The following is a 25,380-nucleotide window of genomic DNA, read 5'->3' as shown; positions in this document are numbered from 1 at the left end:
CGGTGGGTTAGGACGCGGTCTTTTTGCCCGTGCGTGCCGCGCTCGCAGACAGGGGTACGGCGTACGACCACGAGAGCGACGCCACGAACCGATCGGGGGAAACGCCGGCGACGGTGGCGGTGCCGACGGCGGCCACCGCGGAAACGACCGTCACGGAAGAGGGGTCGGAACTCGAACGGTCGATCGGACTGGTCGGCGGCCTCGCCGTCGGCGTCGGGACGCTGATCGAGCGAGGGCTGCCGACCGAACGTATTCACACCGAGTCGACATCGGTCGAACGGCCGACGCAGGCCATCGTCGACCGCTCGACCGAGTTCGACGTCATCGTCATGGGCGAGGGCGAGTCGACGCTGCTGACGACGATCCTCGGCGAGACGACCGAACGTATCGCCGAGGGAGCCGTCGCGCCCGTCCTCGGCGTGCGGCGGCGAGCGGCGGCGTGATTACGCGGTCGACCCCGAGTGGTCGGCCCAGTCGGGGAAGGACGTGTACCGGTCGCCCCGGTCGGCAGCCATGAGGACGACCACGTCGTCGTCCGCGAAGCCGCCGTCCATCGCGTGCTCGTAGAAAGCGGCGAGGACGCCGCCCGTCGACGGACCGACGAGAAACTGGTCGTCGACCCGGAGGTGGTTCCTGACGGTCGCCGCGTCGTGTTGTCCGGGGTCCCGGATATCGAGAGAGACATCCGCGACCCGCTGGCGCAGGCGTCGCGCCCAGCGTCGCGCGGCGCTGCTGGTGACGACCCGCCGCCGGTCGACCACGGACGGGTCGAACGTGCCGGGGTAGTCGAAGGCGGGGCCGCGGGCGTATCGGAGGCCGGAGATGGTGTGCGACGGCCGCGCGGGTTCGTAGCCGATCACCGACACGTCGCCGCGGTCGTGGAGCGCGCGGCCGACGCCCGTCACCGTTCCGCCGGTGCCGACACCGCCGACGAAGTGGGTCACCTCGCCGTCGGTCTGCTCCCAGATCTCGCGTCCCGTCTCCCGTTCGTGAACGGCGGGGTTCGCCGGATTCTCGTACTGGTTCGGGTTGTAACACGCGTCGTCCGTCGCTTCGGCGACTCGCTCGGCGCAGTCCTCGATCATCCGTTCGTACGTCCGCGACCGAGTCACCTCCCCGCCCGCGTCCTCGATGGCGAGGACCTTCGCCTCGCTGGGGCGGGGCGGCAGATAGATTTCGACGTCGTAGCCGCGGTGCCCGCCGAGACGGGCGATCGCCGTGCCGGTGTTGCCGGAGGAGGGTTCGATGATCGTCGGGACATCGTCGAGATGGCCCGCGTCGGCCGCCGCATCGAGCATTGACTTGCCGATGCGCGTCTTGACCGAGCCACCGCCGTAGGGCTGTTCGTACAGGTTGAACCACTCGACTTTGGCGTACACCGTGGGCGGCGCGTCCAGGGGAAGCTTCACCAGCGGCGTCTCGCCGATCGTCGACTCGTCGACCGGGACGGCCTCGGACATACGCAGCGGTTCGACACTGCGGCAGTTAACCGCGGTTCCTACGTGTGTCGGCGGCCGTCGACAGCGCGTGCTCCGATTAGGGACGGGTTATGAGGATGCCGCGCGCCGAGGCGTCGCTGACGAGCAGCGAGACGCCGCGACACGGCGTACGACCATGACCGACGAACTGACACTCACCGTCACCGAAACCGAAGCCGCACAGCTCAGAACCGTCCTCGACGTCTGCCTCGAGGAGGGGTTCGATATCGACGACATCGACCGCGCGGCGCTCGAACGCGTCCGAGACGCGCTTTCCGAAGGGGGTAAGGCGTGAACCGCCGTCTCGCCCGGTGATTTGGTCGCTCGCCTTAGTACCTCCTTCTCGTGGGACGACCCATGAATCCGGCCGCGACCATTCTGGCCGAACGGGGCGAAGGACCGGCGGTCGTCGAACTCGAAGACGGCCGCGAGTACGAGATTGCCTTCGACGAGGTGGATGTCGAGGGCTTCCACGCCTCGGGGACCGACCGCGAGGACGAGTACGCGTACCGTATCGACCGCCCGCCACACTCGGACGAGCCACTGGCGCTCGAACGCCGGCGGCTTCCGGAGGGCGACTGGACCGAACTCGGGCGGGTGGCGTTCGTCGAGGATCCCCGAGACGGGTCGTTGTAACCGTTTTCCGCAGTCGCCGCTCGGTCTTACTCCACGGGGAGATCCCAGCCCAGATACGCCATCGCTTCCTCGTCGGTTACCTGTTCGAACTCGCGGTAGCAGGCGCCGACGGCCGTGAAGTTCGGCGGGCTCTCGACGACGATCACTTCGTCGGCCTCCGCTTCGAGTTCGGCGACCGAATCCGGGGGCGCGACCGGCACGGCGAGAACGGTGCGTGCCGCCCCCGCGCCCTCCACCTGTCGGAGACACGCTCGGGCGGTCGCCCCGGTGGCGACGCCGTCGTCGACGACGACCACCGCCTTGTCCTCCATCTCCGGCGGGTCGCGGTCGCCGCGGTACCGTTCGATCTTCTGCCGTGCCGTCTCGGCGGCGCGTTCGCGTTCCTCGTTGAGGTAGTCCTCGTCGATGCCGTACCGCTCGATGACGCTCTCGTTGAGCCACGCGCTCCCGTCACCGGCCGCGGCGCCGATGGCGAACTCGGGGTTGCCGGGCACCCCCATCTTCTTCGCCGCGACGATGTCGAGCGGCGCATCGAGTCGGTCGGCGACGGGGCGCGCGACCGGCAGGCCACCCCGTGGAATGCCGAGCACGAGGTCGGCCGCGATATCGCGCTGATCGAGGAGTTCGGCCAGGCGGTCACCGGCCTCCATCCGATCCTGGAACATACGTCCGATACGACGCTGTGCAGGCAAAAACGTCGAACCTAATGGGCTGTCAACGCCGGACGGTCGCGCCACGAGCGGCCGAAGCCCGCGAATCGGCGGGTCGTTCTCATACTGTCGGCTGTAGCTCTTGATTCAGTTACAGCCGACAGTATCAGTCGCTGATCGGAATCGTGTGGATCTCTTCTGCCCCTTCTTCTGGCTCCGCTTCGTGCTCGGCCTCGATGTGGAGTGTGTGGTCGTCCGCTTCGGTGGTGTCGACCGCGCGTCGTCGCGTCGGCCCGGCCAGTTCGTCGAACAGCGATTCCATCTCGAAGGGCGGATGGGTCGTCATACGGGTGTCACCCGGCTGTGAGTCGGCCGGCGCCGTATGTCAAACGGTGGGCTAATAGATTTCACCCGCGTCAGAACAACATCCCGTCACCGACCCCCGACATCGGGGAGCGTCCCCGCCGCCTCGATGAACGCCTCCTGGTCGGGGCTGGTCGAGAGGAACTCGATCTCGTCGAAGCCGGCGTCGCGGTGGCGGTCGATCACGGCATCGACGTCGGCGATATCGGCCGTCACCAGCCCCCACTCGTCCCAGTCCTCGCGGTCGATGTCGGCCGCCCGGCGCTCGATTTCTCGAGGGTCGGCCACCTCGTCGTCGAAGTCGACGGCCATCGATCCCGTCCAGAACTCGACGGCGTCGAGGGCGTCGTCGTAGTCGTCGGCGTAGGAGAGGCCGAACTGGCGGATCCGTTTGATCTCGTCGGGGTCGCGGCCGGCGTCCGCGGCGCCGTCGCGGAGCGCGGGGACGAGCGTCTCCTCGTAGGTGTCACAGTCGGCGAGCGTGAGGAAGCCGTCGGCGTATCGTCCCGCGACGCGGGCGGTGTGGGGACCGTTGCCGGCGACGTACAGCGGCACCCGTTCGTCGGGGAGTGTGTAGAGGCGTGCGTCGTTCGTCTCCCAGTAGTGGCCGTCGTATTCGCAGGTGTCGCCGTCCCAGAGCGAGTGGATGATCTCACAGGCGTCGACGAGGCGCCGCCGGCGCTCCGCGTACTCGGGCCACTCGAAGCCGAGTGGCACCTCGTTGAGCGCCTCGCCCGTGGCGAGCGTGCAGTGGACACGACCGGGGTACATCGCGCCGAGTGTGGCGAACGCCTGGGCGATGAGCGCGGGGTGATACCGGCCGATCGGGGGGGTCACGCCCGTCCCGAAGCCGATGGTCTCGGTGCGCTCCAGCGCGGCGCCGAGCCACGGCCACGCCGCGCCACAGTGGGCATCGGTGTGCCACCAGGGGTGGAAGTGGTCGCTGGTCCACACCCGATCGAACCCCGCCGCCTCGGCGACATCGGCGAACTCCAGCAGCCGACTGGGCGGATACTGCTCGTGTGCCGCGAACAAACCCACGTCCATGTACGAGGGATACAGGTCCGGTCGAAAAAATGGACTCCCTAACGCCGGGCCTTTGGCCGAAGAGTCAAGCGCGAGGCCACCGATCATCGGCCGTGTACGACGACATCTGTCTGCCGACCGATGGAAGCGACCCCGCCGCGCGGGCGGGACCTGATCGTGATGGGACGGACGGGCGCGGGCGACAGCGAGACGCGCGTGGGATCGGTGACCGACCGCGTGTTGCGGACCCCGTCTTGTCCGTGTGATCAGACCAGAAAGGTGGGCGCGTAGAGCGAGATACAGCCGATGGCGCCGAGACGGCTCACCCGCCCGCGGACGAACAGCACCGCGACGACGACGGTCGAGGCCAGCAGCATGTAGCCGCCGGCGCCGAGGACGGCGCCGACGTCCGCGAACGTGAAGCCGCCGACGGCGGCGCCGACGCCGAACGAGAACAGCGGATCGGTGATGTTGCTCCCCAGCAGCGTGCCGATGGCGATACCGCTCCGATCCTTCGAGACGGCGATGGCGGCGATGGCGATCTCGGGGAGGGTGGTGCCGAGGCCGGTCAACAGCCCGACGACGAGGTGTGGAACGCCGGCGGCGAGCGCGACGTTCCGGCTGTTGACGACCAAGAAGTGTCCGCCGATGACCACGAGCGCGAGGCCGAGGCCGAGGCTGGCGACGGACCGCCACGTCGACTCCGTCGCCCGGGTGTCGACGGCGTCGTGAAAGTCGAGGTCCTCGTACCGGAGCGCGAGAAAGAGGAGGTATATCGTCGCCAGCGCGGCCCCTTCGACGCGCGTCGCCTCACCCGACCAGACAGTCGCGAGCATGAGCGCCATCGCAACGAGCATCCCACCGCCGTAGAGTCTGACCTTCGAGCGGTCGAGCGTGAGCGGCGAGAGGAGCGCGACGACGCCGACGCCCACGGTGATCTGTGCGGTGGCGGAGCCGACGATGTGACCGACGGCGAACTGCGGGGCCTGATAGGCGCCGGCGTAGATCGAGGTGGCGATTTCGGGGACCGAACTCCCGATGGCGACGACGGTGACGCCGACGAACAGTTTCGGGAGGCCGAAGCCGTGGGCGAGACCACTCGCGCCGCCCACCACGAGTTCGCCGCCGTAGACGAGCGCCGCGAGCCCGGCGAGCAAGAACAGTATCTCGACGAACATGGAGCGCGTACGCGCTACCGGTTTGCCGGCGCAGATAAATAATCCCCTCACTCAGGCGGGTGGAAGTCAGTACCGGTGGTTCGCCGAACGGTTACCGCGAACCGCCGGTGAGCAGCTACCTCAATCCGTATCAGGGGGCGCCGTCAGCACCGGCCCCGGGAACGTCCGAAGAACGCGCTCGGTGACGCTGCCGAGCAGATAACGGCTGACGCCGCTCCGTCCGTGAGTCCCCATCGAGACGAGGTCGATTCCGTGCTCGTCGGCGTAGTCGGTGATGGTCCGGCCCGGCGATCCTTCGAGGACCGTCGTTTCGACATCGACACCGCGCTCACGCGCCTGCTCGGCGACGGCGTCGGCCGCCTCCTGGCGCTCGCGGGAGAGGGAGTCGATGAACTCGGCGCTGACCGTCCCGCCGTGGTAGGCGCCGGCGATGGACTGGACATCGACGACCGACAGCGCGTGAACCGTCGCGTCGTACCGATCCGCGATGGCGAGCGCGTGGTCGGTGGCACGCGCCGCGCAGTCGCTCCCGTCGGTCGGGACCAGCACCGCGTCGAACGCGCTCGTGCCGTCCGCCCGGGTGGTCAGAACCGGCACGTCGCTCGTGCGGAGGACACGTTCGGTGACGCTGCCGATCAGGAGCCGCTCCAGTCCCGTCCGGCCGTGGGTACCCATCACGATCAGGTCCGCGTCTGACTCGGCGGCCCGCTCCACGATCCGTTCGTGAGGGCGGCCCGGTTCGACGGCCGTCCGGCAGGGCACGTCGGCGTCCGCCGCCTGGGTTTCGGCGCGCTCCAGCGCCTGACGCGGCTCCTCGTCGAGCGCCTCTCGTCCCGGGTCCTCGGGGGGTTCGACGTCGATCATCGGCGGCACGTCCGCCTCGAGGACGTGTACCACCGATACCGCGGCGTCGAAACGCCGCGCCAACTCGATGCCACAGGTCGTCGCCGCCTCGGCGGGATCGCTCCCGTCGTTCGGTAGATAGATCGTGTCGTACATGGTGTGGGTCAGTCGCACTCGCTCGCAGTAGATCGAGTGTCCACCCGGACGGAGTTAATTCGTGGGCCAATCGCCGGGGGTCATACGGTTTATTAGAAGTCAGTACCGGTGGTTCGCTTGACCGTCCCAGCGACCCACCGGTAAACAGTTACAATAATCCGTATCAGGGCGGCGACTCGACCGTGAGGATCGGCACGTCGACCGTCCGGAGAGTTCGCTCGGTCGTGCTCCCGAGGAGCAGTCGCTTGACGCCCGTTCGGCCGTGGGTCCCCATCACGACGAGGTCGATGTCGTGGTCTGCGACGTAGTCGCGGATGACCTCCTCGGCGACGCCGTCGAAGGCGCCCCCCTCGGCGTCGATCCCGTCGGCTTCGAGGTCGTCGATTGCGTCCTCGACCAGCTGCTCGCTCTCCGCTTCGATATCCTCGATGACCGTCGGCGGGACGTCACCCCCCGGCATCGACGGTTCGGGGAGTGCGATGGCGTGGATCACGTGTACCGTCGCGTTCCACTGTGTCGCCAGCCCTCGAGCGTGATCCAGGGCGGCGTCGCTCGGACCGCTTCCGTCGATCGGCACCAGTATCGAGTCGTACATCTCGTCTCCGTAGCGCGGCGACACCGGCATAAATCGCCCGCCAAATCCGCTACGTCTCCGCCATGTCGGCCCGATCCAGCGTGATCCGGAAGATCGTCCCCTCGGGGTCGTCGTCGAGGGCAGCCACCTCGCCGCCGTACGTGTCGACGATCTCGCGGACGATATGCAGACCGAATCCGGTGCCCGGGTTCTGGAAGCCCTGGATGCCCTTCTCGAAGATGCTCTCTTTGAGATCCGCGGGGATCCCGGGGCCGTTGTCGGCGACGGACACCGTGACCGTCTCGTCGGTCGCCGTCGCGTCGACGGTGACTTGCGGCGTCTCCTTGTCGTTGTGCTGGACGGCGTTGTGGAGGACGTTTCCGAACGCCTCGCCGAGCAGGGAGTCGGCCGCCACCGAGACGGGCGGAAGGTCGCCGACGGTGAACGCCGCGCCGGGGTAGGTGGCGGCCACCGACTCCGTTTCGTCGACGAGGACGCGGTCGACTCGCACGGGTTCGAGTTCGTGCTGGTCGCTGTCGATGGTGGCGTCGGTCAGGTTTCGGATCGTCTCGACCAGATCGATCATCTCGCCCGTTCGCCGCTGGGCCGTATCGAGATGGTCCGACACCTCGTAATCGACGCGTCCCTCGATGAGATTCAGCCGCGCGTCGACGACGTTGAGGCTGTTGAGGAAGTTGTGTCGGATCAGTCGGATCAGGAGTTCGAGACGCTCGCGTTCGTGTTCGAGTTCCTGCTGTTGCTCGACGCGTTCGGTGATGTCTCGGGCGAGCGTCATCGCGCCGACGACCGACTCTTCGGCCTCGTCCCAGATCGGCAACGTCTGGGCGTCGATGACGTGGTCGCCGTACGCCAGTCGGTAGGAGACGGTTTCGCCCTCGAGGGCGGCACCGCAGGCCCGTTCGACCTTCCGCCCGCCCTCTTCCGGGAGGGCGTCGGCCTCGGTCGGTCGCTTGCCGTGTAGATCCCGGCCGTCGATGTCGACCCACTCGAGGAGTTCTCCCGCGGCGACCTGATACCGGAGGTCGGTGTCGACCATCGTCACCGACCCGTTGGGGATGTTCTCCGCGAGGCGGCGATAGAGGCGTTCGCTCCGGTGGAGGCGGGCCTCGCGGTCGATCGACAGCATGGCGTGGGCGACGATCGTTCCGAGGCGGTCGAGCGTGGTCCGCTCGGCGTCGCCGAACGCGTCCGTCCGCGACGTGAAGACGGTCAGGACGCCGTACAGCGCCCCCTCGAACGTGAGCGGGATCGCTGCCATCGCCTCGACACTGTCGGCCGCGACCGCCTGCTCGACGCACATGTCGCCGGTGCGAACTGCCTCGGCGGTCACGGAGTCGCCCTCGATATCGATCGGGGGGTCGACGGGGAGATCTTCGGCGTCGGAGCCCGTCGCCCGCATGATGGTCTCGCGGTGCGGGCCGACGGTGCCGACCCAGGCCGTCCGGTAGAACGCCGACTCCTGGAGATGCGTGCGGATGGCCGACTGGACGGCCGCCGGGTCGGACTGTTCGATCACCGTCTCGGAGATGTCCTGTACGAGGGAGTTGATGTCGTTGAGGACGGAGAGCTGCTCGCGCTGGCGCCGGAGTTTCCGCTCTCGCTCCCGCCGTTCGGTGATGTCCTGTGAGATGGCCATCCCGGCGACGACGGTGCCGTCTTCGGCCGTGATCGGCGTCGTGTGAACCGTCCGCAGCTCGTCGTCGTGGGTCATCACGAACTGCCGCTCCTCGCCGTTCAGCGTGGCCCGGTAGTTGGGCAGCACCTGCGCGGCCAGCGGCTCCGGCAAGGTTTCGTCGATGCGTTCGGTCTCCACGTCGGACTCCCCGTCGAGGTTCCCGGGCAGCGAGCCACCGAAGGTGGTGTAGCGGAGGTCGTGATCGAACAGCACCACCGCGCCGTTGGGGAGGTTGTCGATGAGCGTCCGGTAGCGGCGGCGGCGCTCGGTGAGTTTCCGCTCGCGGTCCCGCCGCGAGAGTTCGTAGCGCATCCACTGCGCGATCTGTTCGACGAAGGCCAGTTCGATGTCGTCGAACGCGTCGCACGTCTCGTCGCCCGCGAAGCCGATTGTGCCGTACGGCTCGCCGTCGACGGAGATCACGTGGCCGACGTAGGCGTCGCTGTCCCACGTGCCGTACGCCAGGTCACTCACCCACTCCGATCCGCTGGCGTCGTGGGTCGCGACGAGTCCCCGTTCGTCGAGCGCGGTTCGGCAGTACGCCTGTTCGATCGGGCATTCGACGCCCTCCTCGATCACTCCCGTGTCGCCGGCCACGAGTTCGATCGTCTGCGTCCCGGCGTCGATACGGGTCAGGAACCCGGTGTCGAGACCGAGGAAGTCGCTGCCGAGGGCGAGCAGATCCCGGGCCCGCTCCTCGACGGGTTCGTCGCGGACGGATATCTGGCTGGCGCTCCGGAACGCCGCGGTGGCGTCTTCGAGCGAGCGCCGACGGTCGTGGTTGTCGATGGTGGCGGCGACGAGGGTGGCGACGCTCCGAACGAAGTCCACGTCGTGTTCGTCGAACGCCTTTCGGTCCGTGTCGTGGGTGCCGAGGATCCCCCACGGATCCTCCAGCGAGCCGATGATGACGCTGATCCCGCTCGTCACGTCGTGATCCGTCAGGAGGTCCGGTCCCGAGAACCGCGCGTCCTCGGCCAGATCCTCGACGACGACTGGCTCCTGTTGGCCGAGCGTGTACGCCGCCTGGGAGTCGTCGCCGGTGGCGGAGACGGTGGCCGCGCCGACGATACCTGGATCCCAGCCGACGCCCTGTCGGAGCGTCAGTTCGCCGGCGTCGGCGTCGAGGTCCAGCACCTTGCAGTAGTCGTTGTCGAGGACAGCGGCGACGACGCTCGCGGCCCGGTCGAGGAACGCGTCGAGGTCAGTGTCGCCGAGCGCGTGCTTGCCGAGCTCCGCGACGGCCCGTTGCTGGCGCGACTGGGCGGCCAGTTCCCGTTCGCGTTCCTTGCGCTCGGTGATGTCACGGACGACGCCCACGCGCCACGTCTCGTCGCCCTGATCGATGAGCGTGAACGTCGCCTCGGCGGTGAGGGGATCGCCATCCACCGTCTCCAAGTCGGTTTCGAGGCGTGCCTGCTCGGTGTCAGTTTCGCACAATTCGCGGTGGATCTCCTGTGCGCGCTCGGCCGTCTCGTCGCTGACCAGCGTGCTGGCCGCGGTGCCGACGAGGTCTTCCGGTTCGCGGCCGACCATCTCGGCGTACGCCTCGTTGACGAGTCTGAATTCCCCGTCCTGGTCGACGATGTAGACGCCGTCGTCGATGGTCTCGAGGATGGTCTCGTACTGCTCCAGTTCCCGTTCGCGCTCCTTGCGCTCGGTGACGCCCTTGAAATACACCGACAGCCCCGTCTCGGAGGGGTAAGCGCGCACCTCGAACCACTCCTCGAGCGGGGGGAAATACGCGTCGAACGCGACCGGCTCCTGGGTCTCCATCGCGCGTTCGTACTCCGCTGGAAACCGCGAGTCGACCGCCGCGGGGAACGCGTCCCAGATGTTTTCGCCGAGGAGAGCCGCCTCGCTCCGTTCGAGGAGCGACTCGGCACGGCCGTTCACGTACGTGAATCGCCAGTCGCGATCGAGCGCGAAGAAGCCGTCGTCGACCCGTTCGAGAACGTCGGCGCCGTCCCGCGTCGGCGTCTCGGTGTCGACGGTGAGGGCGGCCCGGTCACCCGAGAGCAGGACGGCGTCGACGGTGACCACGCCGGGGCCGTCGGCGAGTGCAGCCTGGCACGACACGTCCCGGACTGGCTCGCTCGTCTCGAACACCTGCATGTACGGCCGCTCGGCAGGGGGCAGTCGCTCCCCCCCGCGACCGGATACGTCCGGTATCGAGGGATCGTCTCGGTCGAGATCGAACAGCTCCGTGGCGTCGTCGTCGGCCCACACTAAACCACCCCTGTCGTCGACGACGAGAACGCCCCCTGGAACCAACGATGCAAACTCGGAGAGAACCCCCATGTCGGCCTCCAGAAGAGGGTCGGACATACTGTGACCTGCTGACTTTTACAGTTAAACCCTTCACCAACGTGCTTCGGTGACCGGGCCGTCACTCCTCGGAGAGACGACCGGGCGACCACTCGCCCTCGAACTCCTCGTGACGGAAGGGTTTCGCGTCCTCGCCGGCGTAGGTGTCGACCACCTGGCCGCTGCCTTCGAGGTGGTACTTGTAGGTCGTGAGGCCGTCGAGACCGACCGGGCCGCGGGCGTGGATCTTGCCGGTGCTGATGCCGACTTCGGCGCCGAGACCGAACCGGTAGCCATCGGCGAAGCGCGTCGAGGCGTTGTGGAAGACGCTCGCGGCGTCGACGCTGCGCATGAATCGGCTCGCGCGGTCCGGCGTCTCCGTGACGATGGACTCCGTGTGTTTCGAGCCGTAGGTGTTGACGTGGTCGACAGCCGCCGACAGGGAATCGACGACCTTGATCGAGAGGACGAGGTCGCCGTACTCGGTCGACCAGTCGGCGTCGGCCGCGGGGTCAACGTCAACGATATCGCGCGTGGCGGCGTCGCCGCGGAGTTCGACGCCCGCCTCGCGGTAGCGGTCGACGGCCGACGGGAGGAACGACGCGGCCACCGACTCGTGGACCAGGAGCGTCTCGACGGCGTTGCACACCGCGGGATACTGCACCTTCGCGTCGTACGCGATGTCCGCGGCCATCCCGAGGTCGGCCTCACGGTCCACGTAGACGTGACAGACGCCCTCCGTGTGACCGAGGACCGGGATGCTGGTGTTGTCCTGGATGTAACTGACGAACTCGGAGCTTCCGCGGGGCATGAGCAGGTCGACCGAGTCGTCCATCTCCAGGAGTCGGGTCACGTCCTCGCGGGCCTCGATGAGCTGCGCCCAACCCTCGGGCACGTCTACGTCGGCCGTGGCCTCACGGATGATGTCGTAGAGGACGCGGTTCGAGTGGCTCGCCTCGCTCCCGCCTTTCAGGATGACCGCGTTGCCCGACTTGAGGCTGAGCGCGGCGATCTGGGCGAGGGCGTCCGGCCGCGACTCGAAGACCGTCCCGATGACGCCGATGGGGACGGAGAGCTTGTAGAGTTCGAGGCCGTCGTCCAGACGGCGCGACGCGAGCGTCTTCCCGAGAGGGTCGTCCTGTGCCGCGACGCTGCGCACCATCTCGGCGATGCTCTCCAGTTTCGACGCCGAGAGTTCGAGGCGGTCGACGAGCGCACGGCTGTACTCGCCGGCTTCGAGCATCGCCTCGGCCTCCGCGACGTCGTCCTCGTTGGCCTCGAGGATGGTCTCGGTGTTCGCCTCGATGGCGTCGGCGATGTCGTGTAAGGCCGCGCGGCGCGTCTCGTCGGACACGTTCGCCAGGTCCAACGCGGCGGTCTGTGCCTCCGCGACTTTCGCTTCGGTGGTTTGCTCAGTCATCGATGACTCCGTTCACGGGGACGAATACGGTTCCCACGGGCTTGCCAGTAGCGATTTTTTCCAGCACGTCCGGTTCGGTCGACCGCGCGATGATCGCCGGGATGCCGTGTTCGCTCGACTCGCGGGCACCCCGGACTTTGGTCTGAATGCCGCCGAACTCGCCGCTGGAACTCGCGTCGATGCGCTCCTCGACCGCGGCGTAGTTGCGGCCGACTGCCTCGATCAGTTCCGCGGCGGGATCCGACTTCGGGTTACCGGTGTAGACGCCACCGACGTCGGTGAGCGTCACCAACAGGTCGGCGTCGATGCCGATGGCGACCGACGACGACAGCATGTCGTTGTCGCCGATGCGGATCTCCTCGGTCGCGACGGCGTCGTTCTCGTTGATGATGGGCACGACGCCCCAGTCCAGCAGCGTCTCGATGGTGTTGCGGAAGTTGGTGAACCGCTCGGGGTTGTCCAGGTCGTGTTCGGTCACCAGCACCTGCGCAATCTTGCGGCCGTACCGCTCGAAGCTCTCGGTGTAGCGCCGCATGAGGTGGCTCTGCCCGACCGTCGACAGCGCCTGGGACTCCTCGAGGGTCTCGTCGTCGTAGCCGATCCGCCCCATGCCGGCGCCGATGGCGCCCGAGGAGACGAGGACGATGTCCTTGTCTCGCTCCAGCAGGTCGGCGATGTCGTCGACGAGTTTGTCGAGTTTGTCGTCGTCGAGGTTGGACTCGTCGTCGGTCAGGGAGTTGGTGCCGGCCTTGACGACGACGCGGTCGGCGTTGGCCGCGAGCTGCCGCGCTCGGTCGGCCTCGGCGTCGTCGACGGCGGAGAGTTCACGCATCGTCGAACTCACCCGCCAGTTCCCGGGAGCGGTCGGCCGCGGCGGCGAGCGTCTCGTTGACGACGGCTTCGACATCGCTGTCCCAGAGGACTTCCATCCCCTCGATGGTCGTCCCGTTGGGCGAACAGACGGCGTCGATGAGGTCGTCGACGCTGCGGTCGGAGCGGAGCACCGTCTCCGCGGCGCCCTTGAACGTCTGGGCGGAGAGCGTCTCCGCGTCGTCCGGGTCCATCCCCTGATCGACCGCCGCGAGTTTCATCGCCTTGAGGAAATAGAAGACGAAGGCCGGGCCGCTCCCGTTGAGCGCCGTCGCCACGTGCATCAGGTCCTCCTCGATCACGACGAACGCCCCGAGGTCCTCGAGGAGGGCACGGACATCCTCGTCGGGGTCGTCCCAGACGACGGCCGCCGCCATATCCCCCGTCTCGGCGGCGAGGTTGGGCATGACGCGGACGACCGAGGCGTCGGTCCGCTCGGCGACGAAGGATCGCGGGACGCCCGCCGCGATGGTGACCAGCGTCTGTGACGGATCGAGATCGATCTCCTCCAGGACCGCGCCGACCACGTCGGGTTTCACCGCGACGACGACCACGTCCACCTCCGGACCGGTCGCCTCGGCGGGATCGGTCGTCGTCTTCCAGCAGTGCGACGCCACGGCGTCGAGCGCGTCTTGGTTCGGATCGCACGCCGTCACTCGGTGGTTGCCCGCCCGAGCGAGTCCCGTGATGAGGGCACTGCCCATATTCCCACAGCCGATGATGCTGACGGTAACCATTCTATACGGTCCCTAAACCGCGTCCCCGATATACACACTTTGATTCCCGACGAACTCGCGGCGTGGCTCGCGAGCAGCGAATCTGGATCGTCGGACAACCGCCGCTTCGCGCCGGCGGTGACCGCCGGCAAACAGTGACCACGCACCGTCTCAGTCTCGCTCATCGTTGAGGTGCCAGGTGAAGATGGCCCGCAAGACGACGACCAGGCCGTTCCGATCGCCCGAACCCCAGATCGCCGTCTCGGATCGGGTGTCGGTCGCGGTGTCGTCGACGAGGACGCTCACGAGCGTCCGATCCCGATCGACCATCAGGAGGCGACCGGCCGGCGTCTCCGCCCAGTCCCACAGCGATTCGAAGGTTTCGGCCTCGGGAACCGCTGCTTCGATCCGCTCTTGCACGCGTGGGGACAGCCCTGCGAGTCGGATGGTGACGCCGCGGTCCGCGGCGGCACGGAGTTCCGAAATGATCTCCTCGGTGAGCAGTCCTTCGACGGTCATGTAGACGATTTCCTCCTCCGCATTGCGGAAGAACTCGAACACTCGGTCGGTGACCGCACTGCCCCCGTCGACGGTCCAGACGCCGCGTTGTTCCTCCCGGCGCTCGACGGATTCGAGTTCGTCCAGGGCCGTCGTCAGCGCGGCCAGTCGTTTCGGCCGACACGGCCCAGAACTCCTTTGGCGAGGTCTGTTTGATGTCGACCAGCCCGCGGTCGTGGAGCTCGTCGACGGCGTCGTACACCCGGGTCCGGGAGACATCCGATATCTGACTCACGTCCTTCGCCGTCCCCGTGCCGAGGGGAAACGAGCGCCACGAACGTCCGCGCCGCATACGCACTCAGCCCGAGCTGTTCGAGCTTCTCGACGGCGGCGTCACGTGGGTTCTCGACCGGGTGGACATGCGGTTGTATGAGTGAAACTCGACCACAGAGGTGGTCGAGGACACGCATCGGGTCGTGGTTGGGACACAATCCGAGGCTGCGTGCCGGATACCGGTAGAACTACTCCCCCTATAATTACTTTGTGATTAATTGAGTTAATCAACTGACTGCGGCACGGTACGGCCCCGTCGATGGTCGGCTTGCGACGCTACGCTCGGCCTCTCGCCGGTCAACGGCGGTAGAGGTGTGAGACTGCGGGAGTGGCAACGTCTATCCGTTCCGAGGTCGAATTATCGCATATCCGGATCAGTCCGGTGGTTGGGACACATGAGTAGAACTGATGCTACGGATCAGGCAGTCGAGGCGCTCCAGGAACTGGGACTGAAAGAGTACGAAGCGAAATGCTTCGTCGGTCTCTCACGCCTCGATATGGGGACCGCAAAGCGACTCAGCGAGGTGACCGACGTGCCTCGGACGCGGGTGTACGATGCGATCCGGGTGCTGGAAGCCCAGGGTCTCGTCGAGGTGCAGCATTCGAATCCACAGCGGTTCCGAGCGGTCCCGCTCGGCGAGGCGACGGAGACGCTCCGCGACCAGTACGAATCGCGGGTCGACCGGCTCGCCAGCGCCCTGGAACGGACGGAGGACGTGGCCTCGGAACAGGAGGACACTGCCCAGGAGATCTGGTCGATGGCCGGCAGCCAGGCCATCGAGAACCGGACCCAACAGCTCATCGAGGACACGACCGACGAAGTCGTGTTGGGTCTCGGCGAGCAGTCGCTGCTGACGGACGAACTCGTGACCTGCCTGACCGGCATCGACGAGGAGACGGAGCTGTTCGTCGGGACGGTCTCGGAGTCGCTTCAGGAGCAAATTCACGCCGCGGTTCCGGACGCCCGAACGTTCGTTTCGGGGCTCGGCGGGCTCCAGGCCGACGACGCGAGCCAGGAGAACCTGGCGATCGGTCGTCTCCTTCTGGCCGACCGCTCGGCCATTCTCGTCAGCACGCTCGTCCCCGACACGGGGGAGGAGCACGCCATCTTCGGAACCGGGTTCCGCAACGGCCTGGTCGTCATCGCGCGCCGCCTCATGGCACAGGGCCTCGTCCCGGCACGGGATTCGAGCCGATAGTTGTCACTCTCGGAGTGACATCTCCAAATCCGGTGTGCTGCGTCGGCGACGCTCCCGTCGCCGTATCTACAAATATTAATGCCTCGGCCCGGAACCCATCTCGTGATGACGCTGTCCGTGACCAACACGCTGACGGGCGACCGCGAGGAGTTCGAACCAGCGGGCGATGAAGTCCTGCTGTACGTCTGTGGGCTGACGGTCTCGGACGACGCCCACCTCGGCCACGCCCGGGTGTGGACCCACGCCGACGTGATGCACCGCTGGCTCGCATATCTCGGCCACGACGTGCGCCACGTGGAGAACTTCACCGACATCAACGAGAAAATCGTCGCCCGCGTGGGGGAGAACGACCTCGGCGACTCGGAACTCGAGGTTGCCGAGGGCTTCATCGGCACCATCATCGACGACATGCGCGGCCTGAACCTCCGGCGCGCGACGGTCTACCCCCGCGTCTCCGAGCATATTCCCGAGATCATCGACCTCGTGGAGACGCTGATCGACCGGGGTTACGCCTACGAGGCCGACGGCTCCGTCTACTTCGACGTGACCGAGTTCGAGGACTACGGCAAACTCTCGAACCAGCGCGTCGAGGAGATGGAGGCCCAGGGCGCCGACGAACAGGCGGAGAAGCGCCACCCCGCCGACTTCGCGCTCTGGAAGGCGGGCGAGGTGGCTCCCGCGGACCTGACCGACCACCGGGTGGACGGGCTTCCCCTCGGCGAGAATCCGCCGACCGGCGAGACGTGGGAGTCGCCGTGGAGCGAGGGCCGGCCCGGGTGGCACATCGAATGCTCCGCGATGAGCATGACCCACCTCGACGACACCATCGACATCCACGTCGGCGGGCACGACCTGGTCTTCCCCCACCACGAGAACGAAATCGCCCAGAGCGAGGCGGCGACCGGCCAGCAGTTCGCCCGCTACTGGCTCCACACGGGCCTGCTGGAAACGGCCGGCGAGAAGATGAGTTCCAGCCTCGGCAACTACTTCTACGTCAGCGACGCGCTCGACGAGTTCGGGCCGAACGTGATCCGAACCTTCTATCTCTCGACCAACTACGGCTCGAAACAGACGTTCAGCGAGGACGCGCTGGCGGAAGCCGAGGAGCGCTGGGAACGCCTCGAACGGGCCTACGAGACGGCCGTCGACGCCTGCGACAGCGTCGACGCTCGAAGCAAGGTCGAAGACGACGACTTCCGCGAGGCCGTGGAGACGGCGCGCACGACGTTCGCGACGGCGATGAACGACGACTTCGGGGTGCGCGAGGCGACGGCCGCCCTGCTGGAACTCGGGACGGCCGTGAACCGCCACGTCGACGGCCACGAGACGTACGACTACGTGGGCCTGCGGCGGGCGATAGAGGCGTTCGAGGACCTCGCTGGCGACGTGCTCGGCCTGTCGTTCGGCGCGGGCGAGGGAAGCGACGTGCAGTTGGCCGACGACCTAATCGAACTCGTCCTCGACGTGCGCGAGGCGGAACGCGAGGCGGGCAACTACGAACGCGCCGACGAACTCCGGGACGATTTGGAGGCCATCGGCGTCACCGTCGAAGACGAGGGCGGCGAGACGACCTACCGGTATTAAATCGTGAACAGGTCCGTCCCCTCCGGGACGGCAAAGAGGCCCATTCTGACGCCGGCGTCGAGCCACCCGTAGCCGTACGAGAACGAGGCGAGGGCGTTCACCGGGTCGCCGTCGTCGCGGAAATGCCGGCCGTCGGCGAGATACGATTCCGCCATCTCCAGACACTCCGCGGCGGCCGTGCCGAGGGGGGTGTCGGCGGGCGGGCGTGGCTCCGCTTGGTCCAGGGCGTCCGCGAGCATCCGTTCGTAGCGGTCGGTCTTCTCCGCTAGATCCGCGGGCATACCTCGGCGTGGGGGACCCGGCACCAAGAACGTGCGGGCGGGCATCGCGACGCCCGACAGCGCAAGCTAAATGGGTCCCACCCGTCAACAGAGAGTATGAGCGAGAGCGATGGCGTCGAACACCGGCGTCTCATCATCGCCGGGAGCGGAATCGCAGGGCTTACGGCGGCTATCTACGCTGGTCGGTCGAACAACGAGCCGCTGGTGTTCGAGGGCGACGAACCCGGTGGCCAGTTGACGCTGACGACCGACGTCGACAACTACCCGGGCTTTCCCGAGGGGATCAGCGGCCCGGAACTCGTCAGCAACATGCGAGAACAGGCCCGGAAGTTCGGGGCCGAGGTGGAAAACGGCGTCATCGAATCGGTCGACGTCGAGGACGACGGCATCGGCAACACCTTCCACGTCACGCTGTCGAACGGCGATCAGTACACGGCCGACGCGTTCATCGCCGCTTCGGGCGCGAGCGCCCGCACTCTCGGTATTCCGGGCGAGGACGAGCTCATGGGCTACGGCCTGTCGACGTGTGCCACCTGTGACGGCGCCTTCTTCCGCGACGAGAAAATCGTCGTCGTGGGCGGCGGTGACGCCGCCTGCGAGGAGGCCGTCTTCCTCACGAAGTTCGCCTCCACCGTCTACCTGGTCCACCGCCGCGACGAGTTCCGCGCCGAGGACTACTGGATCGACCGCGTGATGGAGCACGTCGAGGACGGCGACATCGAACTCAAGTTGAACACGGAGGTGACGGAACTCCACGGCTCCCAGGAGGCAGGCATCGACCACGTGACGATGGTCCACAACCCCGAGGGCCACCCTACCGACAACCTCGACGACCCGGACACCGAGGCGTTCGAGTTCGACGCCGGCGCCGTGTTCTACGCCATCGGCCACACGCCGAACACGGGGTATCTCGAAGGCCTCGACGTCGAGATGGACGAGGACGGCTACCTCGAAACCGTGGGCGGCGACGGCGCCGGACAGACGGCGACGGGCGTCCCCGGCCTGTTCGGCGCGGGTGACGTCGTCGACTACCACTACCAGCAGGCCATCACCGCGGGCGGCATGGGGTGTAAGGCCGCCATCGACGCCGACGGCTATCTCGAAGACCTGGAGCGCGAACGCGAGGCGGCCGAACAGCCGGCGGCAGCCGAGAACGACGACTGAGACGGGTCATTGTAACGGTCTACCGGTGATCGCCGACCCGTCTGGTCGGCCTCCCAGTACTGACTGACCATACGCCGTCTGACCGTCCGATTCCCACACGCCCTTATACCGTGCGCCCGGAGTAGCGGCATGGTCGACACCGAGACGTACACCATCGAAGGGCCGAGCGGTGAGACTGACGAACTCGAACTCCCGGAAGGGCTGGTCGACGCGCTCGCCGAACAGGGCGAACGGCCACCGACGGTGGTCGCCGAGATCGCGCTGCTCTCTTTCGTCCAGCGCTCGCACGCCATCGTCCACCACGCCGACGACGAGGTGCCGGAGGACCTCCGCGAGATCAACGAGACCGCCGAGGAACTGTTCGAGGAGCGCTTCGGCATGACCTTCGGCGAAGCGACCGGTCATAGCCACTAGTCGGCGCAGTCCACTGCCGGCGACTCCCCGGAAGCACAGCGCCTATTATCGCGTCGCCCGTCGTTCGCGTATGGGTCTGGCCTCGAATCTCCTCTTAGTGTTCACTGCCGGCTTGCTCTCCGCGGTGACCACCGGTGCGGGCGCGTTCCCCTTTTTCGTCATCGACGACGTGAACCGCCGTGTTCAGGTCATCCTCTGGGGTCTCGCCTCGGGGATCATGGTCTCGGCGTCCACCTTCGGCCTCGTCTTCGAGGGCCTCGCGGCGGCCGACGGGACCGCCGACCACTTCCTGATCGTCGGCGGCCTGCTCGCGGGCGCGACGCTCGTCGTCGTGGCCAACCGACTCCTCTCGGGCCACGAGTTCGACCCCCGGGAGTACGCGGAAGCCGACTTCCGCAAACTCGTGTTGATCCTCGGCGTGTTGACCGTCCACAGCTTTCCGGAGGGCGTCGCCGTCGGCGTCTCCTTCGCCGAACTGAACCTCGCCGGCGGCGTCGAATTCGGCCCCTTCATCGTCCCGCTGCTCGCCATCTTCATGACCGTCGCCATCGCGATCCACAACATCCCCGAAGGGCTCGCGATTTCGATCCCCCTGCGGACCGTCGGCATCTCGAACTGGAAGATTGTCTGGTGGGCGATCTTCTCGAGTCTCCCGCAGCCGATCGGCGCCGTTCTAGCCTTCGCGTTCGTCCGGGTCGCGCTCGAGTTCCTCCCGGCCGGGTTCGGGTTCGCCGCCGGGGCGATGATCTATCTCGTCGGCTCGGAGTTCATCCCCGAGGCGATCGATATCGGAACCGAACTCCCGTACGGCGGCTACCGCGAACTCGTCGTCGCCTTCGTCGTCGGCGTCCTCCTGATGGCGCCGTTGGCGGTGTTCGGATGAAGGATCCGGAGGCGTCCCACACCTGAATTTGATGCGGCGTCCCGCGGTGTCGGGAGGATGATGGGAGCGTTGTCCTCGCTGTTCACGCCGGACTCGGTCGCCGTAGTCGGCGCGATGAGCGGCGCGGAGGCGCTTCGCTTCTTCCGCCGGACGAAAGACGCCGCCGTCATCACGGGCGGCGACCGGGCCGACATCCACACCGCCGCGCTCGAAGCCCTGTCTGGTGCTCACGGGCGGGCGTCGCCCCTCGGCCGCCGTCCTCGGCTCCGCCGCCGACAACGACATCCCGATCATGCTCTGTTCGGCCGACACGCGCACCGTCCTCGAACGCGCCGAAAACGTGATTCACCGCGGCCGAACCCGGGACGAACGCACCGTCGACGTGATGGGCGATCTGCTGGTCGACCACGCCGACATCGACGCGCTGCTCGGCGCAGGCGATTAACGCTCCGTCTCGTCCCCGCACTCCCAGCCCCGATCCGTACGGTTGAGGCGTTCGGCGCCGTCCTCGGTGACGACCACGAGATCCTCGATGCGGACGCCGAAGCGGTCGGGCAGGTAGACGCCGGGCTCGACGCTGAACACCATCCCCGGTTCGAGTGCGATGTCGCCATCCGCGACGATGTACGGTTCCTCGTGGACATCGAGGCCGACGCCGTGGCCGGTCCGGTGGACGAACCGGTCGCCGTAGCCCGCCGCCTCGATGACCGACCGCGCGGCGCGGTCGACCGCTCCCGTTCGAACGCCGGGTTCGACGGCCGCCACGGCCGCGTCCTGCGCCTCGCGAACGACGCCGTGAACCCGTTCGAACGCGGCCGGTGGCTCGCCGTCGAAGACGACCGTCCGCGTCTGGTCGCTCGGATAGCCGTCGAGACGCGTCCCGAAATCGAGGACGACGGGGTCGCCCGCCCGGATGGGGCGGTCGCCGCTCGCGTGGTGCGGATCCGCGCCGTTCGGCCCCGCACCGACGATGGTGTCGAAGGCGACGCCCTCGCCGCCGTGGGCCGCGAGACGCGCCTCGACGAACGCCGCGAGGTCGGCCTCGGTGCGACCCACCGCGTCGGCGCCGAGCGCGCGCACGTCACGCATCGCCTCGTCGGCCGCCCTGGCCGCCGCCCGGAGCGCGTCGAGTTCTGCCGCGTCTTTCCGGCGCCGGAGCGACGCGAGCACCTCGCTCGCGAGGCCGAACGTCGTCTCGGGCAGTCGCCGCCGCAGATCGATCGACACCCGTACCTGCATGTCGTCCGCGAGGAGGGCGTGCGACGGGTCGATATCGTCGAGGAGCGGACCGAGAACCGGTCCGGGACCGGTGTCGTCGTCCCAGGTTCGGATGTTGTCGATCCAGGTCCCGTCTCGGAGGTCGCTATCGAGCGTCGGGAGGACGAACGTCGGGTCACCGCTCGCGGGGACGACGAGCAAGCGAAGTCGTTCGCTCGACTCGATCCGGGCGCCGCTCAGATAGTGGCAGTTGTGGCCGGGCGAGAGCAGGAGCGCGTCGGCGCCGGCCGCGACCAGACGGGACTGCGCGCAGCGGGTGCGCCGTTCGAACGGGGTCATGGCCGGTCGTTTCGGCCCGTCTGCCAAAGCATCGTCGTGTCGGGGCGATCAACGCCGGTTCGAGCCCCCGACGTTTTTGTCAGTTCGGCATCGCATGTAGGATATGCCCTCCTGGTACGCAATCGCCGCCCTGCAAGCGGCTCGTGACGCAACCGAAGACCTCCTCTGGCCCATCGACCGCGGCCGGTGGCTCAGACTCGCCGTGATCGCCCTCTTCGTCGGCGTCGGCGGGGGCGTTCCGACCGGCAACTTCAACGTTCCCTCGGGGGGCGGTGGCGGCGGGCCGTCGGGGATGCCGTCGCCGTCGTTGCCGGACGGCTCGGTCGCCGCCATCCTGATCGCGGTCGTCGGTCTGCTCCTGGCGCTGGTGCTGTTGTGGAGCGTCGTCGGGGCCGTGATGGAGTTCGTCCTCATCACCGGCCTTCGGGACCGCGAGATCGCGATCCGGAGACCGTTCCGGGCGAACCTCCGGCGTGGCCTGCGCCTGTTCGGCTTCCGGCTCGCCGTCGGCCTCGGCAGCCTGCTCGTTATCGGGATTCCGCTGGTCGCCGTGTTCGTGCTCGGTCTCGGTCTCTCGCCGATCCTCCTCGTCCTCGTGGTGCCGCTCATGCTCGTGTTCGGTCTCGTTGCGCTCGTCGCCCAGGTCGCGCTCGGCCTGACGACGGACTTCGTGGTGCCCGCGATGCTGACCGAACGGAGCGGCGTCCTCGACGGCTGGCGCCGCCTCTGGCCGACGCTTCGCGAGGAGTGGAAACAGGTGGGCGTCTACCTCCTCGTCAAGTTCGCGGTCGGCATCGCAGTGAGCCTCGCCGTCTCGCTCGTGGCCCTACTGGCCGCGCTGGTCGTCGCGATCCCGTTCGCCGTCGTGGGCGGCGGCCTGTTTCTCGCGCTCTCGGCCGCCGGCGCGAGCGCCATTGGCTGGGTTGTCGTCGGCCTGCTGGTCGCCCTGTTCGTCCTCGTGATGATCGTCGTGAGCCTGCTCGTTCAGGTGCCCGCACTCACGTTCGTCCGGTACTACTCCCTGTCCGTGCTGGGGATGCTGGTGCCGGAACTCGACCTGGTGGGCGTCGAACGGCCGGACGAAGAGGACATCGAGGCCGACGAATCGGCGGGCGAGACTGATAAATCGGCAGGTGGCACCGACGAATCGATCGACAGTACCGACGAACCAACGGACGACACCGACGAAAACGAGTAAGAAATGTCGACCACCGGCGACAGCGCCGGGCGGCGCGTCACCGCTGTTCCTGGAGGCGTTCGGTGGTTTCGATCAGCGGGTGGCGGGCGTAGTCGACCACGGCGATGTCGTCGATGGAGTCGAGGCCCTCCTTCTCGGCGGTGCGCTCCATCCCGAGTTCGATCCCGTCGTCGCCGTCGATGACGATCACGTAGGCGTCCATCTCCTCGATATCGAGGCGGTTGGCGGCCATAACGCGGTGGTGGCCGTCGGCGAGCAGGAGCGTCCCGCCGTTGTCGATGACGACCAGCGGTTCGGCCAGTCCGTGTTCGAGTTCGTAGCTCCGCCCCTGCAGTTCGTCGGCGTAGACGCGCGCCTGGGTCGGCGTGAGGTTCTCCAGTTTGACCTGGCGGCGCTCCTCGTCGACCTCGACGTCGTGGATCTCTTCGAGCGTCTGCATCAACTTCCCCACCTTCTTCGGCGTCGCTCGCTCGATCTGACTGCGAATGACGTCCGTGTTCGAGATGATGCCGACGAGGTTGCCGGCGTCGTCGACGACGGGGAGTTTCTGGATGCCGGACCGGAGGATCACCCGGGCGGCGTCGTTGATCTTCATCTCCGGATGCGCGACCACGAGGTCTTCGGTCATCACGGTGAATATCAGGGCGTCGTCGTCGGCGAGCAGGAGATCGCGAGCGCTGATGAACCCCTCGACCTGTCGGCCGTCGGTCACGGGGAACCCGGTGTGACCCTCGCTTTCGACGATGCGACGCGCAACTTCGGCAACGGAGTCCTCCGGGGAGACGGTCGCCACGTCACGGGTCATGTACTCCTCGACGGTCGCGTTATCGGCCATTACACGCCCGTATGCTGCGGAGTCTCAAAAGGGTGGCCGTCCTACTCCTCGTCCGAGAGCGGGAACTCGAAGGCGATGTCGGCGGCGTCGGCCAGCGGTGCGTTCGGCGGGTTCTCCAGCACCTCGAACACGCGTCCGGCGATCACTTCGTCGAGAATCGTCGACAGCGACCCGGAAGACTCGTCTTCGACGGCGCCGAGGATGCCCAGCGGGATCTGTGCGCCCGCCATATCGGCGTGTCCCCCCGCGCTACCGATGGGGCCGAGGGCGTCGCGCAACACCTCGCCGAGGTCGACATCCGTCCCGCGGGCGCGCCCCGAGACGTACACCGTCTCGTCCATGAAGCCGTAGACGACGGCGATGCTGACTCCCTGCATATCGAGCAGTTTGTCGGCGGCCTGGGCGAGGGCGTCACGGTCGCTGATCTGCCCGACGCCGGAGGTGAGGATGTCGCCGCGCACCTCGCGGTTGCGGATGGCCGCCGCCATCGTCGAGAGCACGTCGGGGCTCATGCTGGGCGATTCGACGCGTTCGAGGACCGATTCGTCGACGTAGGGGAGGAGAAACGCCGCCGCCTCGAAGTCGGAGTCGGCGGTCTCGCGGGTGAACTCCCGCGTGTCGATCCGGATGCCGTACAGCAGCGCGGTCGCCACCTCGCGGTCGGGGTCGAGGTCGAGTCGCTTCAGATACTTCGCGAGGAGCGTGCTGGTCGCGCCGACGCCGCTCCGGAGATCGAAAAAGCCGGCTTCAACGGGCGCGCGGGGCGGGTGGTGATCGATCACGACATCCACGTCCGTCTCGGGGTCGAGACCGTCGTTGACGCCGGGACGGGAGTGATCCACGAGCGCCACGCCGTCGTAGGCCTTGATGGCGTCCGGTTCGTCGAGGTTCTGCAGGTCGAGCCCCAGCAGGTTCACCAGCGCCCGGTTCTCCTGGTGGGATATCTCGCCGTAGTAACAGGCGTCGACGTCGATCCCGACCGACCGGGCGATCTGTGCCAGCGCGAGCGCCGACGCGATGGCGTCCGGATCCGGGTTGTCGTGCATCACCACCGCGAGACGTCCGTCGATCCCGCGGAGGACGTTCAGCAGCCGCCACACCCGTTCGGCGTCGTCGCCCGTCGCCGAGGAGAGGAGACGGTCGGCAACGGCGGACCGCGCGTCGATCACGCGGTCCGCGACCTCCTCAAGTTCGGCCGCCACCCCGTCGCGGCCCACGCACGCGACGACGAGGGCGTCGGGGAACACGTCTCGGGCTTCCCGTGCGGCCGCGAGGTTGCGGTCGGCGTCGTCGCCGAGTACCATCACCACGTCGGCCCGGTCGGGATACGTCTCGGCGTTCGTCGGGTCGCCGTGGACCACGGTCGCGGCGTCCTCGATCGCTTCGGCCCGTGTCTCGTCTGCGACGACCACCCGGAGGTCGCCGGGCCACGTCGAAACGACGCCGACGACGGTTTCGCCGGCGCGGCCACAGCCGAGCACGAGCCGCCTGACCATATCCGACGCTGCATCTCGCGGCGGA

Annotated in this window: 25 protein-coding genes and 2 pseudogenes; 11 read left to right on the top strand and 16 right to left on the bottom strand. The window is 67.6% G+C overall.

From position 1 onward, the window contains the following. The first annotated feature begins 29 nt into the window (after positions 1-29). Complete coding sequence (locus MXB53_RS07415) at positions 30-443, top strand: universal stress protein (RefSeq protein WP_425601216.1); 414 nt, start codon at positions 30-32, stop codon at positions 441-443. Here MXB53_RS07415 and MXB53_RS07410 read toward each other — a convergent pair whose 3' ends face one another. Beyond that, positions 444-1,460 carry a PLP-dependent cysteine synthase family protein gene (locus MXB53_RS07410; RefSeq protein WP_248896746.1) on the bottom strand — a complete coding sequence of 339 codons (1,017 nt, stop codon included), beginning with the start codon at positions 1,458-1,460 and terminating at the stop codon, positions 444-446. It abuts the gene before it with no gap. Positions 1,461-1,614: 154 nt separating this feature from the next. Here MXB53_RS07410 and MXB53_RS07405 point away from each other — a divergent pair, with 154 nt between their 5' ends. Both MXB53_RS07405 and MXB53_RS07400 read left to right on the top strand, forming a co-directional pair. Next, the gene (locus MXB53_RS07405; RefSeq protein WP_248896745.1) at positions 1,615-1,773 is read left to right on the top strand and encodes a hypothetical protein; all 159 of its coding nucleotides are present in this window, start codon (positions 1,615-1,617) and stop codon (positions 1,771-1,773) included. A gap of 62 nt (positions 1,774-1,835) precedes the next feature. Further along, the gene (locus MXB53_RS07400; protein ID WP_248896744.1) at positions 1,836-2,114 is read left to right on the top strand and encodes a hypothetical protein; all 279 of its coding nucleotides are present in this window, start codon (positions 1,836-1,838) and stop codon (positions 2,112-2,114) included. Positions 2,115-2,140: 26 nt separating this feature from the next. Here the strand turns inward: MXB53_RS07400 and MXB53_RS07395 are convergent, their stop codons facing one another. The 3 genes from MXB53_RS07395 to MXB53_RS07385 form a co-directional block, all read right to left on the bottom strand. Beyond that, a complete protein-coding gene (locus MXB53_RS07395; protein WP_248896743.1) occupies positions 2,141-2,779 on the bottom strand; it encodes a phosphoribosyltransferase in 639 nt (212 codons plus the stop codon). A 151-nt stretch (positions 2,780-2,930) separates the two neighbouring features. Then, the gene (locus MXB53_RS07390) at positions 2,931-3,110 is read right to left on the bottom strand and encodes a hypothetical protein (RefSeq protein WP_248896742.1); all 180 of its coding nucleotides are present in this window, start codon (positions 3,108-3,110) and stop codon (positions 2,931-2,933) included. Between the two features lie 86 nt (positions 3,111-3,196). Continuing rightward, positions 3,197-4,174: a TIGR03557 family F420-dependent LLM class oxidoreductase gene (locus MXB53_RS07385; RefSeq protein WP_248896741.1), complete on the bottom strand. Its 978-nt coding sequence runs from the start codon at positions 4,172-4,174 to the stop codon at positions 3,197-3,199. Positions 4,175-4,294: 120 nt separating this feature from the next. Here MXB53_RS07385 and MXB53_RS15950 point away from each other — a divergent pair, with 120 nt between their 5' ends. Further along, positions 4,295-4,444 carry a universal stress protein gene (locus tag MXB53_RS15950; protein ID WP_425601196.1) on the top strand — a complete coding sequence of 50 codons (150 nt, stop codon included), beginning with the start codon at positions 4,295-4,297 and terminating at the stop codon, positions 4,442-4,444. Here MXB53_RS15950 and MXB53_RS07380 read toward each other — a convergent pair. The 8 genes and pseudogenes from MXB53_RS07380 to MXB53_RS07345 form a co-directional block, all read right to left on the bottom strand. Then, entirely contained in the window at positions 4,420-5,331 is a 912-nt protein-coding gene (locus MXB53_RS07380) for a sodium:calcium antiporter (protein ID WP_248896740.1), read from the bottom strand. The genes MXB53_RS15950 and MXB53_RS07380 overlap by 25 nt on opposite strands. A gap of 120 nt (positions 5,332-5,451) precedes the next feature. Beyond that, entirely contained in the window at positions 5,452-6,330 is an 879-nt protein-coding gene (locus MXB53_RS07375) for a universal stress protein (RefSeq protein WP_248896739.1), read from the bottom strand. Between the two features lie 163 nt (positions 6,331-6,493). Further along, a complete protein-coding gene (locus MXB53_RS07370; protein ID WP_248896738.1) occupies positions 6,494-6,925 on the bottom strand; it encodes a universal stress protein in 432 nt (143 codons plus the stop codon). A 49-nt stretch (positions 6,926-6,974) separates the two neighbouring features. After that, positions 6,975-10,928, bottom strand: coding sequence for a PAS domain-containing protein (locus MXB53_RS07365; protein WP_248896737.1), 3,954 nt, complete (start codon positions 10,926-10,928; stop codon positions 6,975-6,977). A 61-nt stretch (positions 10,929-10,989) separates the two neighbouring features. After that, positions 10,990-12,327: a glutamate-5-semialdehyde dehydrogenase gene (locus tag MXB53_RS07360; protein WP_248896736.1), complete on the bottom strand. Its 1,338-nt coding sequence runs from the start codon at positions 12,325-12,327 to the stop codon at positions 10,990-10,992. Further along, entirely contained in the window at positions 12,320-13,159 is an 840-nt protein-coding gene (gene proB, locus MXB53_RS07355) for a glutamate 5-kinase (protein WP_248896735.1), read from the bottom strand. Before proB ends, MXB53_RS07360 begins: the two co-directional genes overlap by 8 nt. Beyond that, the gene (proC, locus tag MXB53_RS07350) at positions 13,152-13,934 is read right to left on the bottom strand and encodes a pyrroline-5-carboxylate reductase (protein WP_283102244.1); all 783 of its coding nucleotides are present in this window, start codon (positions 13,932-13,934) and stop codon (positions 13,152-13,154) included. Before proC ends, proB begins: the two co-directional genes overlap by 8 nt. Positions 13,935-14,084: 150 nt before the next feature. After that, positions 14,085-14,881 (bottom strand): annotated as a pseudogene (locus tag MXB53_RS07345) (TrmB family transcriptional regulator). 258 nt (positions 14,882-15,139) lie between these two features. On the opposite strand from MXB53_RS07345, the gene MXB53_RS07340 reads away from it, so the two are divergent. Both MXB53_RS07340 and cysS read left to right on the top strand, forming a co-directional pair. Then, the gene (locus MXB53_RS07340; protein WP_248896734.1) at positions 15,140-15,943 is read left to right on the top strand and encodes a TrmB family transcriptional regulator; all 804 of its coding nucleotides are present in this window, start codon (positions 15,140-15,142) and stop codon (positions 15,941-15,943) included. A 105-nt stretch (positions 15,944-16,048) separates the two neighbouring features. Beyond that, complete coding sequence (cysS, locus tag MXB53_RS07335) at positions 16,049-17,527, top strand: cysteine--tRNA ligase (protein ID WP_248896733.1); 1,479 nt, start codon at positions 16,049-16,051, stop codon at positions 17,525-17,527. Here the strand turns inward: cysS and MXB53_RS07330 are convergent. Continuing rightward, positions 17,524-17,808 carry a DUF357 domain-containing protein gene (locus MXB53_RS07330; RefSeq protein ID WP_248896732.1) on the bottom strand — a complete coding sequence of 95 codons (285 nt, stop codon included), beginning with the start codon at positions 17,806-17,808 and terminating at the stop codon, positions 17,524-17,526. The two genes, cysS and MXB53_RS07330, sit on opposite strands and share 4 nt — an antisense overlap. A 96-nt stretch (positions 17,809-17,904) precedes the next feature. Here MXB53_RS07330 and MXB53_RS07325 point away from each other — a divergent pair, with 96 nt between their 5' ends. The 4 genes and pseudogenes from MXB53_RS07325 to MXB53_RS07310 form a co-directional block, all read left to right on the top strand. Further along, positions 17,905-18,972: an NAD(P)/FAD-dependent oxidoreductase gene (locus MXB53_RS07325; protein ID WP_248896731.1), complete on the top strand. Its 1,068-nt coding sequence runs from the start codon at positions 17,905-17,907 to the stop codon at positions 18,970-18,972. 129 nt (positions 18,973-19,101) lie between these two features. Next, positions 19,102-19,386 carry a DUF7545 family protein gene (locus MXB53_RS07320; RefSeq protein WP_248896730.1) on the top strand — a complete coding sequence of 95 codons (285 nt, stop codon included), beginning with the start codon at positions 19,102-19,104 and terminating at the stop codon, positions 19,384-19,386. A gap of 70 nt (positions 19,387-19,456) precedes the next feature. Continuing rightward, positions 19,457-20,269, top strand: coding sequence for a ZIP family metal transporter (locus tag MXB53_RS07315; RefSeq protein ID WP_248896729.1), 813 nt, complete (start codon positions 19,457-19,459; stop codon positions 20,267-20,269). 102 nt (positions 20,270-20,371) lie between these two features. Next, positions 20,372-20,714, top strand: a pseudogene (locus MXB53_RS07310) (DRTGG domain-containing protein); the annotation flags it as partial. Here MXB53_RS07310 and MXB53_RS07305 read toward each other — a convergent pair. Then, positions 20,711-21,826 carry a M24 family metallopeptidase gene (locus MXB53_RS07305; protein ID WP_248896728.1) on the bottom strand — a complete coding sequence of 372 codons (1,116 nt, stop codon included), beginning with the start codon at positions 21,824-21,826 and terminating at the stop codon, positions 20,711-20,713. The pseudogene MXB53_RS07310 and the gene MXB53_RS07305 overlap by 4 nt on opposite strands. 103 nt (positions 21,827-21,929) lie before the next feature. Here MXB53_RS07305 and MXB53_RS07300 point away from each other — a divergent pair, with 103 nt between their 5' ends. After that, positions 21,930-23,024, top strand: a complete 1,095-nt coding sequence (locus tag MXB53_RS07300) for a DUF7544 domain-containing protein (RefSeq protein ID WP_248896727.1) — start codon at positions 21,930-21,932, stop codon at positions 23,022-23,024. A 37-nt stretch (positions 23,025-23,061) separates the two neighbouring features. Here MXB53_RS07300 and MXB53_RS07295 read toward each other — a convergent pair whose 3' ends face one another. Together MXB53_RS07295 and MXB53_RS07290 are read right to left on the bottom strand one after the other, a co-directional pair. Then, entirely contained in the window at positions 23,062-23,859 is a 798-nt protein-coding gene (locus MXB53_RS07295; protein ID WP_248896726.1) for a CBS domain-containing protein, read from the bottom strand. A 41-nt stretch (positions 23,860-23,900) separates the two neighbouring features. After that, complete coding sequence (locus MXB53_RS07290) at positions 23,901-25,355, bottom strand: DHH family phosphoesterase (RefSeq protein WP_248896725.1); 1,455 nt, start codon at positions 25,353-25,355, stop codon at positions 23,901-23,903. Between the last annotated feature and the right edge of the window lie 25 nt (positions 25,356-25,380).

Origin of the sequence: Haloplanus sp. XH21, from assembly GCF_023276355.1 — an archaeon.
GTDB classification, from domain to species: Archaea; Halobacteriota; Halobacteria; order Halobacteriales; family Haloferacaceae; genus Haloplanus; species Haloplanus halobius.
The sequence above is the reverse complement of the archived record's forward strand: the minus strand, read 5'-3'. Positions and strand labels throughout refer to the sequence as shown.